The organism is Stenotrophomonas muris, from assembly GCF_052751275.1.
The window spans coordinates 3,106,551-3,123,606 of the sequence record NZ_CP199879.1; the positions used below are offsets into that span (position 1 = coordinate 3,106,551).

Sequence of the window (17,056 nt, forward strand, 5' to 3'; positions counted from 1 at the left end):
GATGGAGTGGCTTACCAGCCGAAGCCGGCACCGACGCCGACCGAACTGTCGTCACTGCTGAAGGCGCCGCCGAAGGTGACCGTGGCGCGATCGCTGATCGCACGCTGGTAACCCAGCGACAACGCCGACTCGCCACCCTGGAAACCGATGCCGACGCCGACACGGTTCTGGGTGCGGATACCGGCGGCACTGGTAGCCATGTTGAGCATCGCTGCGCTCATCGCGCCCTGGCGATCGATGCGGCGGTCCATGTGGCGCAGGCGTCCGTCGATCTCGCCCTTGAACACATCGAAGCTGTCGGCAACGGCCTGGACGCGACTGTCGGTGTAGCTGTTCGCCGTCGCCATGCCACGATCCAGCTGGCCCTTGTTGACGGCGTCGGTGGCGGTGGTGCCCGCGGCGACGTTGGTGACCTGGCGTTCGTTGCCTTCGCTGCCCACCGAGACCGTGTTGGCACGATCGGCAACCGAGCCCTGGCCCAGCGCCACGGCATTTGCCGCCGTGGCACTGGCGCCCTGGCCGATGGCCGTGGACGAAGCGCCGCTGGCTACCGCGCCATCGCCCATGGCCACGGCGTTGAAGCCGGTGGCCGGGGTGCCGACCGGAATGCCCGCCCCCGCCGCGGCCACCGTCGGCGTGCCCTGCACGCGTGCGGTACTGGCCGGCGCGGCATCGGCCGTTGCCGGTGCGTCGGCCAGGCTGGCCTGCGGGCTTTCATCCAGCGAAGCACTCATTGCGCGCAGGCTGGACGCGCCTGCTCGCGTGCCACCGGCAGTGCGACGGTCAATCTCACTGACCTTGCGGTCCAGCGCGCCCAGCGCATCGCCGACATTGCTGTAGGTGGCGCCCTGGATCACGTAGTTCGGTGCCACGAACACGCCCTGCATGCCGACGCTGGCACCACCGCCGAGGAAGCTGGCGGCATCACTGAGCGACTGGAACAGCTGCCCGCCATTGATCGCCTGGCGGCTGCCGGCGGCGATGTTGCCCGCGCCGACGTTGTCGATGGTGGTGCCCTGGAAGCCGGACAGGGTCAGGCGGTCACGGCTGGCGTCGTCATAGCCGACGGCGCTGGCCGCCGTGGTCTCGACCGTGGCGATGCGCGAGTCGAAATCACCGACACGGGTTTCCACGGCGCCCACGCGCTGGTTGGTGACGTTGAGCTGCGAGCCGGTGACCGCGTCGCTGCTGCCGGCGGCGATGCGGCCGTCGGCCACATTGACGATGCGGCGCGCGGCCGGGCCATCGGTGCCGTTGCCACCACCGACCGACACCACGTTGGCATCGAGCGCACGCGAGCCCGCACCCAGTGCCACCGAGTTCGCACCGGACGCGCCGGCACTGTTGCCCAGTGCAAGCGCACCGTTGCCGATGGCCATCGCATTGGCACCCAGCGCATTGCTGCGTGCGCCGCTGGCACTGGCGGCCGAACCGATCGCTGCGGCATCGCTGCCGCTGGCACTGGCGGTACCCGCGCCGCTGGCCTTGACGTAGCGTGCGGTGCCATCGGCGGTCGCCGCGACCGCATCGAGCTGGCCACGATTGACTGCATCGGTGCGCTCGGTACCGGCGGCGACACGGGTGATCTGTCGATCACTGCTGGCACTGCCGACCGACACGGTGTTGGCACGATCAGCCACCGAGCCTGCGCCCAGTGCGATGCTGCCGGCCGCCGAAGCGTTGGCACTGACACCCACCGCGGTGGCGTTCGCACCGGTGGCCTTGCTGCCGTAGCCCACCGCAGTACCCAGTCGACCACTGGCTTCGGCGTAGCTGCCCAGCGCCGAGGCGCCATCGGCCGAGGCAGTGGCGCGGAAACCGCTGGCCTGCGACTGCGTGCCGCTGGCCGTGGCCTGCGCGCCGCTGGCGGTGCTGTAGGCGCCCTTGGCCTGGGCGCCGGCGCCGGTAGCGCTGGCGCCGAGTTCACTGGCGCGGGCAGCGCTGCCCACGGCCACGCTGTCGACACCACTGGCCTGTGCGTTGGTACCCAGTGCCGCCGCGTTGCTGCCGGTCGCCAGGGCGTCGGCGCCTACCGCCGTGGCGTTGGCGGCCATCGCGTTGGCGCCACTGCCCAGCGCGGTGGCACCGTTGCCGATGGCGTTGGACGCGTTGCCGGCGGCCAAGGCGTTGTCACCGTCCACCAGGGCACCGGCCTCGCCATCGGCATTGCCGCTGGCCTGGAACTGGCGGCTGGTCCTGTCGGCGACGCTGGCAACGGCATCCAGCTGGCCCTTGTTCACCGCGTCGGTGGCTTCGGTACCGGCTGCCACATGGGTCACCTGGCGTTCGCCACCGGCCTTGCCGACGGCCACGGTGTTGTCACGGTCGGCCTTGGAGCCGGCACCGAGGGCGACACTGTTGCTGCCGTTGGCGGTGGCGTTGGCGCCCAGGGCCGTGGCATTGCTGCCGGCGGCCCACGAGTTCCAGCCGATTGCCGTGGCGTAGTCTTCGGTCGCCCATGCGCCGGCACCGAACGCCGCCGCACCGGTGCCACTGGCACGCGACGGGATCAGGCCGAAGAAGGTGCTGCCACCGATGGCCACGCTTTCCTCGCCGCTGGCCTCGCTGGACTGACCCACCGCCACGGCACCGGTACCGGCTGCAGCAGCACCGAAGCCGACGGCGGTCGTGTTGGCACCACTGGCCGCCGAGCCGTAGCCCAATGCGGTGCCGAGGCGTCCACTGGCCTCGGCATAGCCACCGACGGCAGTGGTGCCATCGGCAGAGGCGGCACTACGGAAGCCGCTGGCCAGGGCCTGCGTGCCGCTGGCGTTGGATTCGGTGCCGGTTGCCGTGCTGTACGCACCGCTGGCCTGTGCACGCGCACCGACCGCGCTGGCGCCGAGCTCGCTGGCGCTGGCACCGGTGCCGAGCGCAAGGCTGTCTTCACCGCTGGCCTGCGCTGTGCTGCCCAGCGCCGCCGCATTGTTGCCGGTGGCCAATGCATCGATGCCCACGGCCGTGGCGTTGGCCGCCAGCGCGTTGGCACCGCTGCCCAGCGCGGTGGCCCCGTTGCCGATGGCGTTGGCCGCATCGCCGGCCGCCAGCGCGTTGTCGCCCTCGACCAGTGCCCCTGTTTCGCCATCGGCGTTGCCGCTGGCCTGGAACTGCCTGCTGGTCTTTTCCGCTGCGGCGGCTACGGCGTCGAGCTGGTTCTTGTTGACCGCATCATTGCCCTGCGTGCCATCAGCCACGTTGGTGATCTGGCGGGTGTTGCCACCGCCGCCGACCGACACGGTGTTGTCGCGGTCGGCGATCGAATCGGCACCCAGCGCCACGCTGTTGGCAGCGCGCGATTCGGCGGCGTTGCCCAGCGCGGTGCTGTTGATGCCACCGGACCAGGCGCCGCCACCGACGGCGGTGGAGTAGTTGCCCGATGCTTCGGTGGCCAGCACGCCGAACAGCGATCCGCCGACGGCGACGCTGTTGGTGCCGGTGGCCAGGCTGCCCTGGCCAGTGGCGGTGCTGTAGGCACCGGAGGCTTCCGAATCACCGCCCAGCGCCACGCTGTTGGAGCCGGAGGCATTGGCGAAGTTGCCGAAGGCTGTGGCATTGAAGGCCGAGGCCTGTGCATAGCCACCGATGGCGGTGCTGTAGCCGCCGGTCGCCTCGGCACCGATGCCGAACGCTGCCGACGCGGTGCCACTGGCGACACTCTCGCTGCCGACCGCGGTGGCGCCGCTGCCACTGGCATTGCTGAAGTACCCCACTGCCACCGCCTCCTCGCCGGAGGCTTCGGACAGCACGCCGGTCGCGGTGCTGCCAGCACCGCTGGCGATGCTGGCCGCACCGAACGCCGCACTCTGCTCGCCACTGGCCTCGCTTTCCGCACCCTGCGCGGTTGCGTATTCAGCGGTCGCCTGCGCATTTGCACCGACCGCGCTGGCGTTGGCGGCGCTGGCCAGGGCGTTGACGCCCAGTGCCTGCGCATTGCTGGCCAGCGCGTTGGCGCCACTGCCGAGTGCGGTGGCCCCGTTGCCGATGGCGTTGGCCGCATCACCGGCGGCCAGCGCGTTGTCACCGTCCACCAGTGCACCGGCCACATCACCGCCGTTGCCGCTGGCCTGGAAGAAGCGGCTGGTGGTGGCTGCCGCGCCCGCCACGGCATCCAGCTGCGCCTTGTTCACCGCGTCGGTGGCCTGGGTACCGGCGGCGACGTTGGTCACCTGGCGTTCGTTGCCGGTGCTGCCGACCGAAACGCTGCGGGCGCGGTTGGCGACCGAGCCGGCGCCCAGTGCGACGGCGTTGCTGGCGCTGGCGTTGCTGCCGGCACCGAGCGCGATCGCGCTTTCACCACCGGCCACCGTGTTGGTGCCGATGGCGATGCTGTTGAGGCTGTTGCCCAGCGCTTGGAAGCCGAGCGCCACGCTGTTGTCGCCATAACCGAATGCGCCGCGACCGACGGCGGTGGAGCTGGTGCCGTTGGCCCAGCTGTTGTAACCGATGGAGGTCGCACCACTGCCACTGGCCCAGGCCGCGTTGCCAAATGCCGAGGCATTGGTGGCCGTTGCCCAGGCGCCGGAGCCGAACGCACTCGCCCCGCTTGCGGTAGCCCAGCTGTAGCCACCGACGGCGGTGCTGTCGTCACTGCTGGCGAAGGCGCTGTCGCCAACCGCAACCGCGTAGCTGCCGGTCGCACGCGACTTGCCGCCGGCCGCGAAGCTGTTGTCTCCGCTGGCCCTGGCGGCGTTGCCGAACGCACTGCTGGCAGCACCGGTCGCCTGCGCACCACTGCCGACCGCTGTGGCGTCGGCGACGGCAGTGGTGCCGACCTGCTGTGCCGTACCGTCGGCACCGATGATCGGCTGGTTGTACTCGTCGTAGGCCTGGCCGAGGCCACCGATGGCAACACCGCCATTGCCGGTGGCGTTGCTGTTGCGACCCACCGCCACGGCGTCGTCACCGATGGCCGAGGCTGCTGCGCCCTGTGCAACCGCGCCGGCGCCGATCGCATTGCTCGACGAACCCGCCGCAACCGCACCTTCGCCCTCGGCCAATGCACCCGCATCGCTGCCTGCTTCCGGCTGGGCCTGGAAGAAGCGCGCTGTGCTGTCGGCGGTGCTGGCCACCGCGTCGAGCTGCGCCTTGTTCACTGCATCGGTGGCTTCACTGCCCGCGGCGACGCTGGTGATCTGCCGTTCGTTGCCGGCACTGCCCACGGCCACGCTGTTGGCACGCACCGCTTCGGAGTTGGCGCCGAGCGCAACGCTGTTGGCACCGCGTGCGGTGGCGTAGTAGCCCACGGCGGTGCTCTGCGCGCCGCTGGCCCAGGTCTGCGCGCCGAGCGCGCTGGCGTTCTCGCCCGGTGCGTAGGCGAAGTAGCCGACCGCAGTCGCTTCGGCGCCGGACGCTTCGGTCAGGCTGCCGTTGGCCACCGCGCGATCACCGCTGGCGATGGCACCGGCGCCGACGGCGGTCGACGCTTCGCCGCTGGCCTGGGTCTGCACGAAGAAGCCCAGGCCTGGAATCAGATCGGCCGGGCCGCCGATGGCCACGCTGCTGGTGCCGGTGGCATTGCTCTGCGTACCCAGCGCGGTGGAGTAATCACCGATGGCATTGGCAACCGCACCGAACGCGGACGACTGCGCGCCGGCGGCATATGCGCCAACGCCATAGGACGACGCGGCGAAACCACCGGCCTCGGCACTCGCACCCACCGCAGTACCCCCGACACCGGCACTGGTGGCGCCGGTTTCCACCGGCACGCCGCCACTGGTGATCAGCGGATTGCCATCGGCATCCACCGCAGCACCACCGACGGCGACACTGCCTGGGCCGTTGGCCTGCGCGTTGTTGCCGAACGCGGCACTGTTCTGGCCCGAGGCCAGCGCGTTGTTGCCAACGGCGGTGGCGTTCTGCGCGACGGCGGTCGCACCGGCGCCCACGGCCGTCGCACCCTTGCCGATCGCATTGGCGGCCTCGCCAGCCGCCAGCGCCTCGTCGCCCTCGGCCAATGCACCCGCATCACTGTTGCTGCTGCCCGTGGCCTGGAAACGCTTGGCGGTGGCATCGGCCACGGCGGCGACGCCCTTCAACTGGCCGACGTTGACCGCGTCGGTGTCTTCGGTGCCCGCCGCGACGCTGGTGATCTGCCGGGTCAGGCCGTATTCGGCGGCGCCGACCGACACGGTGTCGACACGGTCGGCCAGCGAGCCGGCGCCCAGCGCCACGCTGCCGGTGGCGACCGCCGCCGAGTTGGACCCCAGCGCGGTGCTGTACTCACCCACGGCAGTGCTGAACGCCCCCACCGCGATCGATGCTTCATTGGCGGCAGTGGCGCCGCGGCCCAGTGCGGTGCTGCCCGGGCCCATCGCCACGGCACCACCGCCGACGGCCGTCGCGCCATCGGCAGTGGCTTCGGACAACGCACCGAGTGCGGTGGCCGCGCCGTTCTCGCTGGCTGCGTACGCGCTGGCGCCGACGGCTGTATCGCCAAGCCCGAACGCGGCCGCGCTCTGCCCGACCACCACGCTGGCATCGCCGATTGCCAGGGCGCCCTGGCCGAAGGCACTGGCGCCGAGACCGGCGGCAATGGCCTGGGTTCCGATGGCGGTGGTGGCGTTGGCCAGCGCCTGTGCACCGGCGCCGGCCGCGACTGCGCCCTGCCCCTCGATCTTCGCCGCGTCGCTGTCATCGCCTGCGCCGTCGGCCTTGAAATAGCGGTTTCCATCGGCGGCTACATCAGCCAGCGCGGCCTGCGTGGCGCGCGCCTGCGCGTCCAGCTGCGCCTTGTTCACCGCATCGGTGCCCTGCGTGCCAGCAGCCACGTTGGTGATCTGCCGCTCCTTGCCGGCATCGCCGATGGACACGGTATTGGCCCGCGTGGCCTTGGAGCCAGCGCCCAGCGCCACGCTGTTGGCGGCGCTGGCATTGCTGTTGCTGCCGATCGCCACCGCGTTGCTGCCCTTGGCCGTGGCCGAGCCTTCGATCAGGCACTTTTCCAGCAGCTTGCCGCTGAATGCAACGCAGGTGGCGCTGCCGCCGATCTGCACCGACTGTGCCGTCGCGCTGCCGCTCATGCCCAACCCCAATACCAGGCCCAGTGCCACCGCCAGCAGTGCGGGCGTGGCCTGTGTCGCATCGCGGCGCTGGTCGACGACCCCGCCACTGCTGCTGTCGGAGGAGGCCAGTTCCGAGGCCACCACCAACTGACCCAGTGCTTTGTTCCAGACCTTGCGATAAATCCGATTCATCGGTACGGCTCCTGATTGGACTGGTTTTGGGCAAAGCAACGCCACCGCTGGGCTTTCCGGCCCAACGTCCCCTGGGGGCGTTTATTCGCGTGATTTACTGCGGGGTATTGCCGAACGGCGCGCAGCGACAGAAAACCGAGCGCGTGCGCCAACCGGTTACTGCGAAATGAATGATTCTGAAACGGGGTTCAAGTGTTAACGGCAACTTTGCAGATCGTCAAGACTTTGACACGACAAATCCTATTGCCGTGAAGCAGTTCACTATTTCACGTGTTTATAAAGGCATTTTGTTAGACATACGTGACGAACTGCTGGCGCATGAAAACGGATGTAACTAGCGGCCAGATCAGCAATTTCACGCACACAAAGAAAAACCCGCCGACAAAGCGGCGGGTTTTTCCATACGCGGTGGCATTGCGGCCTGCGCGGAACGATGCGATCAGCCGCACCACACCCGCGCGTTGCGGAACATGCGCATCCACGGCGAATCACCCTGCCATTCAGCCGGTGCCCAGCTCAGGTTGAGCGCGCGCGGGGTGCGCTCCGGGTGCGGCATCATGATGGTGACGCGGCCGTCGGTGCTGGTCAGGCCGGTGATGCCGTCCGGCGAACCGTTCGGGTTCAGCGGGTACTGGCTGGCGACGTTGCCATGGCCATCGATGTAGCGCAGCGAGACGCGGGCGGCAGCCTGGTCGACGGCGTTGTCGAACACGGCCTGGCCTTCGCCGTGCGCCACCGCTACCGGCAGGCGCGAGCCGGCCATGCCACGCAGCAGGATCGACGGCGATTCCACCACTTCCAGCAGCGCGGTGCGGGCTTCGAACTGCTCGCTGGCATTGCGGCGGAACTGCGGCCAGTGTCCGGCACCCGGGATGATGTTCTTGAGCTGGCTCATCATCTGGCAGCCGTTGCACACGCCCAGCGCGAAGCTGTCTTCGCGCGCGAAGAACGCGGCGAAGGCATCACGCAGCGCACTGCGCTCCAGGATCGAGGTGGCCCAGCCACGGCCGGCACCGAGCACATCGCCGTAGCTGAAGCCGCCGCAGGCGACCAGGCCGGTGAAATCCTGCAGCGCCACGCGGCCTTCGATCAGGTCGCTCATGTGTACGTCGAAGGCGCGGAAGCCGGCACGTTCGAAGGCGTTGGCCATTTCGATCTGGCCGTTGACGCCCTGCTCGCGCAGCACCGCCACGCGCGGACGCGCACCGGTGCTGATGAACGGTGCCGCCACATCCTCGTTCAGGTCGAAGCTGAGCTTGGGCTTCAGGCCCGGTGCGTTGAAGGCACGGGCGACCTCGCGCTCGGCATCGGCGTTGGCCGGGTTGTCGCGGCGCTTCTGCATCGCGTGGGTGACCGACCACCAAGCGTCGAACAGTGCGTCCCAACGCCATTCGGCCAGGTTCTCGCCACCCAGCGACACGCGCACCACCGGCGCGGTGGTCGGCTTGGCGATGCGCTGTGCGCATTCGGTCAGTGCGTGGCGTTCGACCAGGTCGGCGAACGCAGCGCGGTCTTCGCGCGCGATCTGCACCACCGCACCCAGTTCTTCGTTGAACAGGCTGCGGAACGGATCATCGCCCCAGGCATCGAGCGCGATGTCCAGGCCAAGGCGCGAAGTGAAGGCCATTTCGCACAGCGCGGCGAAGGCACCACCGTCGCTGCGGTCGTGGTAGGCCAGCAGCAGGCCAGACTGGCGCGCATCGCGGATCAGCTCGAAGAAGCCACGCAGGCGCTGCGGATCGTCCAGGTCCGGAGCGGCACCGGCGAAGGCCGGCAGGTCGCCATGGTCGGCGTGCACCTGGGCCAGGATCGAACCGCCCAGGCGCTGCTTGCCGGCACCCAGGCCGATCAGCCACAGCTCGCTGTCCACGTCGCGGTCGAGCAGCGGGGTCAGCTGCTTGCGCACGTCGGCGACCGGCGCGAACGCCGAGATCACCAGCGACACCGGCGACACGCTCTTGTGTGCTTCGCCCTGGTCGTGCCACTGCGCCTGCATCGACAGCGAGTCCTTGCCCACCGGGATGCTGATGTCCAGCTGCGGGCACAGTTCCATGCCCACCGCCTTCACCGCGTCGTACAGCAGCGCGTCTTCGCCCGGGTGGCCGGCCGCGGCCATCCAGTTCGCCGACAGCTTGATTTCATCCAGCGCATCGACCGGGGCCGCGCACAGGTTGGTCAGCGCTTCGCCCACCGCCATGCGTGCCGAAGCCGCCGCATCGAGCAGGGCCAGCGGAGTACGCTCGCCGATCGACATCGCTTCGCCAGCCACGCCATCGAAGTCGGCCAGGGTGATCGCCACGTCGGCCACCGGCAGCTGCCACGGGCCGACCATCTGCTCACGCGCGGTCAGGCCACCGACGCTGCGGTCACCGATGGTGACCAGGAAGTTCTTCGAGGCGACGGTCGGGTGCGCGAGTACGCGCAGGCCGGCTTCCTGCAGGTCCAGGCCGCCGGTCTTCAGCGCCGGCCAGCGCGGTGCCGGCGGGTGCGCGGTGTCGCGGTGCATCTTCGGCGGCTTGCCGAACAGCACGTCCATCGGCAGGTCGATCGGCGCATCGGCCGGGGTGTGGCCCGGCACGGCACCGTAGGCCACCACCAGGTGCTCCTCGGCGGTGGCCACGCCAACGGCAGCGAACGGGCAGCGCTCGCGGGCGCACAGCGCGGCGAACTCGGCCAGGCGCTCCTGGGCCACGCCCAGCACGTAGCGCTCCTGCGACTCGTTGCACCACAGCTGCATCGGCGACAGCGACGGATCATCGGTGGGCACCTTGCCCAGGTCGATGACACCGCCAACCTTGGAGTCGTGCAGCAGTTCGGGGATGGCATTGGACAGGCCACCGGCACCGACGTCGTGGAAGAACTTGATCGGGTTGTTGGCGCCCATCGCCACGCAGCGGTCGATGACCTCCTGGCAGCGGCGCTCCATTTCCGGGTTGTCGCGCTGCACGCTGGCAAAGTCCAGGTCCTCGGCGCTCTCGCCGGAGGCCACCGAACTGGCGGCGCCACCGCCCAGGCCGATCAGCATCGCCGGCCCGCCGAGCACGATGACCGCATCACCGGCCTGCAGCGGGATCTTGTCGACCTGCACGCGATCAATCGCGCCGAGGCCGCCGGCCAGCATGATCGGCTTGTCGTATGCACGCACCAGATCGGCGCCTTCGGGCAGCTCGAAGCTGCGGAAGTAGCCGAGCAGGTTCGGTCGGCCGAATTCGTTGTTGAACGCGGCGCCGCCGAGCGGGCCGTCGGTCATGATTTCCAGCGCCGGCGCCATGCGCGGGTTCAGCGCGCGCGGCGCTTCCCACGGCTGCGGCAGCTCGGGGATGCGCAGGTGCGAGACCGAGAAGCCGGTCAGGCCCGCCTTCGGCTTGCCGCCACGGCCGGTCGCGCCCTCGTCGCGGATCTCGCCACCGGCACCGGTCGAGGCACCCGGGAACGGCGCGATCGCGGTCGGGTGGTTGTGCGTTTCCACCTTGATCTGGAACGCGCTGGGCACCTGCGGCTCGCGGCGGTATTCGCCACTGGCCGGATCGGGGCGATAGCGCGAGGCCGGATGGCCTTCGATCACCGCGGCATTGTCGCTGTACGCGCTGAGCGTGTGCTGCGGAGTCTGCTGGTGGGTGTTCTTGATCATCCGGAACAGCGAGCGGTCCTGCTCCTGGCCGTCGATGGTCCAGCTGGCGTTGAAGATCTTGTGGCGGCAGTGCTCGGAATTGGCCTGCGCGAACATCATCAGTTCCACGTCCGACGGCGACCGGCCCAGCGCAGTGAAACGCTCGCGCAGGTAGTCGATCTCGTCCTGGGCCATGGCCAGGCCGAGGCGCTGGTTGGCGGCCTCCAGCTGGTCCACCGGCACGCGCTCCAGTTCACCCCGGGCCGGTGCCGAGAACAGCGCCTGGCCCTGTTCCACGGTCTCCAGCACCGACTGCGTCATCGGGTCGTGCAGCGCCTTGACCAGCGCCTGCTGGGCGGCGGCATCGGCCGGCCAGCCCTGCACGTCGATGCGCAGGCCACGCTCGACCCGGCTGACCGGCTGGCCGGCACCGCGGACCAGTTCGGTGGCCTTGCTCGACCACGGCGACAGCGTGCCCAGGCGCGGCACCACGATGCGGCTGACCGCGCCGTCGGCCACGGCTTCGGCCTGCGGCGCCGCTTCGAGGATGCGGCACAGGGTGGTCAGGTCGGGGGCGGCGCTGCCTTCGGGCTGCACGAAATAGACGTGCCAGGCACCGCTGATGCGCAGGGAGGGAGCGATGGACTGCAGGCGGGATTCAAGACGTTCGCGGCGGAACGGCGACAGGGCGGGCGCGCCCTCGAGGACCATCATGTCCGGGGAACCGTAGTTGGGAAACGGGCCCGACATTGTACCGGAAGCGGGGGAAGGGCTCTGGCCGGGCGGCGCCCGGCACCCGCCGAGGCCAGGGCAACGGCAACAGCAACGGCCAAAGCAAAAGCGGGGTTCCCGTGGGGTGGCGGGGTGGGTCCGGTGGCGGGGGACGCCGTAAACCCGTCCCTGGGGGCTTGGCCGCGGCATCCATGCCGCGGACACCCCCGCCACCGGACCCACCCCGCCTTCGACAGATTTCCGCGATCTGCGGTAAATCCACGCCATGCGTGCATGCTCTGCGGTAGTGCCGGCCGCTGGCCGGCAACCAGGGAAATCTCAGAAGTCAGGCATTGAAGAGCGAAGCGACCGGCTTTTGCTTTTGATTTTTTGTTCTGTCTTTCGTGGCTGGCCGCGCAGGAACCTGTCCGTGGCCGGGCGGGTGGGTTGCGCAGGGGCGTAAGCGCCATGGATGGCGCGCCCGAGCCTACAGGGACGTATTCACGGCGTCCCCTGCGCAGCCCACCCACCCGGCCAACCCCAGAAATCTGCTTTTCGCGGAAAGCCCCCAGCCACGAGGGGGCTCCGCTGATGGCCGCCGACCGCGCGCAGCGCCGCTCTCCGCCCGAATCCCGGAACCATGCGCTTGCTCACGGATTGACCACGCGATTGATGACAACGTTGTCCCCACCTGGCGCCGGACTCTCTCCCCGGCCCCCCAGGTACCCCGTCCGCCCCCTCCGTCGCCTTCCCGGGCGACGCCCGGACCTGCGTCACGCGCGGCGCCATCGGGGCCCGCGCGCCCTTTGATCGGAGACTTACCCATGTACGACCCGATTGTGCGCAGTGCCGAACGTTCGACCCGAAGCTGTCGTCCCCGCCACCTGGCCTGGCTGCTTGCCCTGGCCGCCGGTACCGCCGCCCTGCCCGGCCTGGCGCAGGCTGCCAGCTGTGCCGGCGTGGCCCAGTGGGACCAGGCCAGGATCTACCGGGCCGGCGATACCCTGCAGAAAGGAGGCGTCCTCTATCGGGCGAACCAGGACATCTGGAACGCGCCGCCGGACCATCCGGCCGGTGCGCCCTACTACACCAACCTTGGTGCCTGCGATGGCAGCGGCAGCAACCAGCCGCCGGTGGTCAGCCTGACCTCGCCGGCCAACGGCGCCACCTTCAGCGCCGGCAGCACGGTCAACGTGACCGCTACCGCCAGTGACCCGGACGGCAGCGTCGCCAAGGTCGAGTTCTTCCGCGACGGCAGCTCGCTGGGCGTGGCCACCGGTGCGCCGTATGCGGCCAGCTGGGCCAATGCCAGCGCCGGCAGCCACACCCTGCGTGCGGTCGCGACCGACAACAACAACGCCACCACCAGCACCCCGACCATCACCATCACCGTCAACGCCGCCGGTGGCGACACCACCGCACCGAGCGTGCCGGGCGGGCTGGCGGTCGGCACCCGTACCGCCAACAGCATCGCGCTCAGCTGGAGCCCGTCCACCGACAACACCGGTGGCAGTGGCCTGGCTGGCTATGACGTGTACCGCAACGGCAGCCTGGTCGGTTCGCCGTCCAGCGCCAGCTATGTGGATGGCGGGCTGACCGCATCGACCACCTACCGTTACCGCGTGCGGGCGCGCGACAACGCCGGCAACGCGTCGGCGCAGGGCACCGAAATCAGCGCCACCACGCTGGCCGGTGACGGCGGCACCACCGGCAAGCGCGTCATCGGTTACTTCACCCAGTGGGGCATCTACGGCCGCAACTACCGGGTCAAGAACATCGACAGCAGCGGCTCGGCCGCACGCCTGACCCACATCAACTACGCGTTCGGCAACGTGCGCAACAACCGATGCGAAGTCGGCATCACCCAGCCGTCGGATCCGAACAGCGGTGCCGGTGGCGATGCCTTCGCCGACTACACCAAGGCCTTCAGTGCCGCCGAGAGCGTCAGCGGCAGTGCCGATACCTGGGACCAGCCGCTGCGCGGCAACTGGAACCAGCTCAAGCAGCTCAAGGCCAAATACCCGGGCATGAAGGTGCTGATCTCGCTGGGTGGCTGGACCTGGTCGCGCGGCTTCTCCAGCGCAGCGCGCCCGGAAAACCGCCAGGCCTTCGTCGCCTCGTGCATCGACGCCTACATCAAGGGCAACCTGCCGGTGACCGACGGTGCCGGCGGTGCCGGTGCCGCGCTGGGCGTGTTCGACGGCATCGACATCGACTGGGAATACCCGGTGGCCTGTGGCATCGAATGCGGCAAGCCGGAAGACAACGCCAACTTCACCGCGCTGATGGCCGAGTTCCGCCGCCAACTCGATGCGGTGCGGCCGGGCCTGTTGCTGACGGTGGCGGTGGGTGCCGGCATCGACAAGATCCGTGTCACCGATCCGGCCGCCTACCACCCGTACCTGGACTACATCAACGTGATGACCTACGACTTCCACGGCGCGTGGGATGCGAAGACCAATCACCAGTCGGCGCTGTTCGATTCGCCGAATGATCCGTCCACCGGCGACCAGAAGCTGTACAACAGCAACGACGCCATCGAGGCCTTCATCAGCCGTGGCGTGCCCGCCGCCAAGCTCAACCTGGGCATTGGCTACTACGGGCGTGGCTGGACGGGTGTGGCCAACGCCAACAACGGCCTGTACCAGACCGCGACCGGCGCCGCCCCGGGTACGTATGAAGCCGGCATCGAGGACTGGAAGGTGCTGAAGAACCTGGCGTGGCCGGGCTACACCGACAACACCGCCGGTGCCACCTGGATCTACAACGGCAGCACGCTGTGGAGCTTCGACACCCCGGCCAACATCACCCGCAAGATGGGTTACGTGAAGACCCAGGGCCTGGGCGGCGCGTTCGTCTGGGAGTTCAGCGGTGACGATGCGCAGGGCACGCTGACCAAGGCGGTCAGTGATGGCCTGAAGTAAGCAAAAGGCCGGGGATGCGACACGCATCCCCGGCTTCCTGCCTGTAGAGCCGAGCCCATGCTCGGCTGCTGTTTCCGCAGCCGAGCATGGGCTCGGCTCTACAGAAAAAGACCAGCGACGATCAGCGCTTGGCCGACAGCTTCTCCAGCGCGGCACGCAGCTGCGCCGGCGGCAGGTAGCCGCCCAGCTGGGTGCCATCCGGCGCGAAGATCGCCGGCGTTCCATTCACGCCCAGCTGCTGGCCCAGCGCGTACTGCATCGCCACCGGGTTGGTGCAGTTCCTGGCCGGCACGCTGCCACCGCGCTTGGCGTTGGTCAGCGCCTGGCGACGATCCGCTGCACACCAGACCGAGATCATGTCGGTGTAGTCCTTGCTGCCCAGGCCCATGCGCGGAAACGCCAGGTACTCGACGGTGATGCCGTTGCGGTTGAGTTCGGCGATGTCCTGGTGCAGCTTGCGGCAGTAACCACACTCGATGTCGGTGAACACGCTGATGGTGTACTTGGCGTTCGGCGCGGCAAACACGATGCGATCGCCGTGGTTGGCCTTGGCCAGCAGGCCGCGGCGGTAACCAAGCAGGCCCTCGCTGTTGGCCGGACCCTTGGCGCGGGTGTCGTAAGGCTGCGACTGGAACAGGTAGCGGCCGTCATCGGACACGTACAGCAGCTGGCCGGAAACGACGACCTCGCGGAAGCCGGGGAACGGCGCGGCACCGATGTAATCGACCTGGAAACCCGGATTGAGCGCGGTCAACGCGGCACGTACCGCCTGGTCGGCCGGCGCGTTGGCGGCCGGGCTGGCCTTTGCCGCAGCGGCAGCAGGCGCCTTGGCGGCCGGCGGAGCCGGCTGGGCGCAGGCGGTCAGGCTGAGCGCACCGAACACGGCGGCGATGGCAAATCGGAGCATGGAGCGATCCGCAGCAGAAGAAGACCCCGGATTCTGACACAGCCGCCGGTACCGGGCCGCGACGCCCGGCACGGCCCCGGGCAGCAATTCAGCCCGGCGCTCAGCCGCGCGGATGGTGGCGGGCGTGCAGCTTCTGCAGATGCTCGCGCGCTACCAGGGTGTAGATCTGGGTGGTCGACAAGGAACTGTGGCCGAGCAGCATCTGCAGCGCGCGCAGGTCGGCACCGCGGTTGAGCAGATGGGTGGCGAAGCTGTGGCGCAGGCCATGCGGGCTGATCCGCGCCGGGTCGATGCCGGCCACCTGCGCGTGGCGCTTGACCAGGTGCCAGAACGCCTGCCGGGTCAGCGCATGCAACGTCGGCTCGATGAACAACGGGGTCTGACCATCCGCCAGGGCATGCACCTTGCCCTTGCCGACCAGCAGCGGGCGCGACTGCTGCAGGTAACGCTCCAGCCAGTGCTGCGATTCCTCGCCCAGCGGCACCAGCCGCTCCTTGCTGCCCTTGCCGGTGACCCGCAACACGCCCTGGCGCAGGTTGACCGCCGTGGCCGGCAGCAGCACCAGCTCGCTCACGCGCAGGCCGGCGGCATACATCAGTTCCAGCATGGCGCGGTCGCGCAGGCCCAGCGGGCTGTCGATGTCCGGTGCCGCCAGCAGCGCATCGATCTGGCTCTCGGCCAGCGCCTTGGGCAACAGCCGCGGCAGCTTCGGGGGGTCGAGCAGCGCACTGGGGTCTTCGCTGCGTTCGCCACGGCGCACGCCATCGGCGAAGAACGCCCGCAGCGCCGACAGCAGGCGCGCGTTGCTGCGCGGCGACCAGCCGTGGCGGGTGCGCCAGGCCAGGTAGTCGAACAGCCCGGGACGTTCGATGCCGGCCAGGCCACCGTCGCGTCCATCCATCCAGCGCGCCAGCCCTTCCAGGTCGCGCCGGTAGCTGTCCAGGGTGGCGCGGGCCAGGCCGTTCTCGGCCCAGATCGCATCGAGGAAGCGCTGGATGCGCACACTGTCGTCGGCGCGCAGCTCGGGCAGTTGCTGGACCAGCTGGCGGCGTTCGGCGGGGGTGGAAACAAGGGCCATGCATGCAGGATACGAGGGCCACTGCGGGCACGGCCAGCTTTGCGTATGCTCGGCGCATGTCCCGCCCTGCCACCGACACGGCCCCTGCGGCCGCTACCGAAACGCCCCGTCCGCGCGCGCTGCTGCCCTGGCGCATGCTGGCGATGGTCTACGACGCGCTGCCGGTGCTGGCGCTGTGGATGCTGGCCGGCACGCTGTTCACCCTCGCCTACACCTTCAGCGGCCACGCGCAGCGCGAGAACATCGCACCGTTCAGTATCTGGCAGTGGCTGCTGTGGGCGGTGTGCTGGGCGATCACGGGGTGGTATGCCACGGCCAGCTGGCGCCGCGGCGGGCAGACGCTGGGCATGCGGCCGTGGCGGCTGAAACTGCAGTCGCGCGATGGCACGCCGTTGCGGCACGGCCAGCTGTGGCTGCGCTTCGCGGTGGGGACGCTGTCGCTGCTGCTGGGCGGCCTGGGATTCTGGTGGGCCTGGGTCGACCGCCAACGCCTGACCTGGCACGACCGCGCCAGCGGCACCCGCCTGGTGCGCATGCCCAAGCGGTGATGCACGATCTGTAGAGCCGAGCCCATGCTCGGCTGGCAGGCGGTGCGCAAAAAGCAGCCGAGCATGGGCTCGGCTCTACAGAATC

At 69.5% G+C, this 17,056-nt stretch carries 6 protein-coding genes; 2 read left to right on the forward strand and 4 right to left on the reverse strand.

Annotated elements, in window-relative coordinates:
- Positions 1 to 11 precede the first annotated feature (11 nt).
- Both ACUVWL_RS14560 and purL read right to left on the reverse strand, forming a co-directional pair.
- Entirely contained in the window at positions 12 to 7,193 is a 7,182-nt protein-coding gene (locus tag ACUVWL_RS14560) for an ESPR-type extended signal peptide-containing protein (RefSeq protein WP_445978488.1), read from the reverse strand.
- A 439-nt stretch (positions 7,194 to 7,632) separates the two neighbouring features.
- Positions 7,633 to 11,517 (reverse strand): phosphoribosylformylglycinamidine synthase, encoded by a 3,885-nt coding sequence (gene purL / locus ACUVWL_RS14565; RefSeq protein WP_445978489.1) that lies wholly within the window; start codon positions 11,515 to 11,517, stop codon positions 7,633 to 7,635.
- An 821-nt stretch (positions 11,518 to 12,338) separates the two neighbouring features.
- Between purL and ACUVWL_RS14570 the strand changes: the two genes are divergently transcribed.
- The gene (locus tag ACUVWL_RS14570) at positions 12,339 to 14,438 is read left to right on the forward strand and encodes a glycosyl hydrolase family 18 protein (RefSeq protein ID WP_014645883.1); all 2,100 of its coding nucleotides are present in this window, start codon (positions 12,339 to 12,341) and stop codon (positions 14,436 to 14,438) included.
- A 121-nt stretch (positions 14,439 to 14,559) separates the two neighbouring features.
- On the opposite strand, the gene ACUVWL_RS14575 is transcribed toward ACUVWL_RS14570, so the two are convergent.
- Both ACUVWL_RS14575 and xerD read right to left on the reverse strand, forming a co-directional pair.
- The gene (locus tag ACUVWL_RS14575; protein WP_014645882.1) at positions 14,560 to 15,345 is read right to left on the reverse strand and encodes a thioredoxin fold domain-containing protein; all 786 of its coding nucleotides are present in this window, start codon (positions 15,343 to 15,345) and stop codon (positions 14,560 to 14,562) included.
- Between the two features lie 100 nt (positions 15,346 to 15,445).
- The gene (xerD, locus tag ACUVWL_RS14580) at positions 15,446 to 16,423 is read right to left on the reverse strand and encodes a site-specific tyrosine recombinase XerD (RefSeq protein WP_046428433.1); all 978 of its coding nucleotides are present in this window, start codon (positions 16,421 to 16,423) and stop codon (positions 15,446 to 15,448) included.
- 56 nt (positions 16,424 to 16,479) lie between these two features.
- On the opposite strand from xerD, the gene ACUVWL_RS14585 reads away from it, so the two are divergent.
- Positions 16,480 to 16,971, forward strand: coding sequence for an RDD family protein (locus tag ACUVWL_RS14585; protein WP_445978490.1), 492 nt, complete (start codon positions 16,480 to 16,482; stop codon positions 16,969 to 16,971).
- Positions 16,972 to 17,056: the final 85 nt, after the last annotated feature.

Coding starts and splice junctions, on each gene's coding strand:
- ACUVWL_RS14560 (WP_445978488.1), bottom strand. CDS start 7,193: ATGAATCGGATTTATCGCAAGGTCTGGAACAAAGCACTGGGTCAGTTG.
- purL (WP_445978489.1), bottom strand. CDS start 11,517: ATGATGGTCCTCGAGGGCGCGCCCGCCCTGTCGCCGTTCCGCCGCGAA.
- ACUVWL_RS14570 (WP_014645883.1), top strand. CDS start 12,339: ATGTACGACCCGATTGTGCGCAGTGCCGAACGTTCGACCCGAAGCTGT.
- ACUVWL_RS14575 (WP_014645882.1), bottom strand. CDS start 15,345: ATGCTCCGATTTGCCATCGCCGCCGTGTTCGGTGCGCTCAGCCTGACC.
- xerD (WP_046428433.1), bottom strand. CDS start 16,423: ATGGCCCTTGTTTCCACCCCCGCCGAACGCCGCCAGCTGGTCCAGCAA.
- ACUVWL_RS14585 (WP_445978490.1), top strand. CDS start 16,480: ATGTCCCGCCCTGCCACCGACACGGCCCCTGCGGCCGCTACCGAAACG.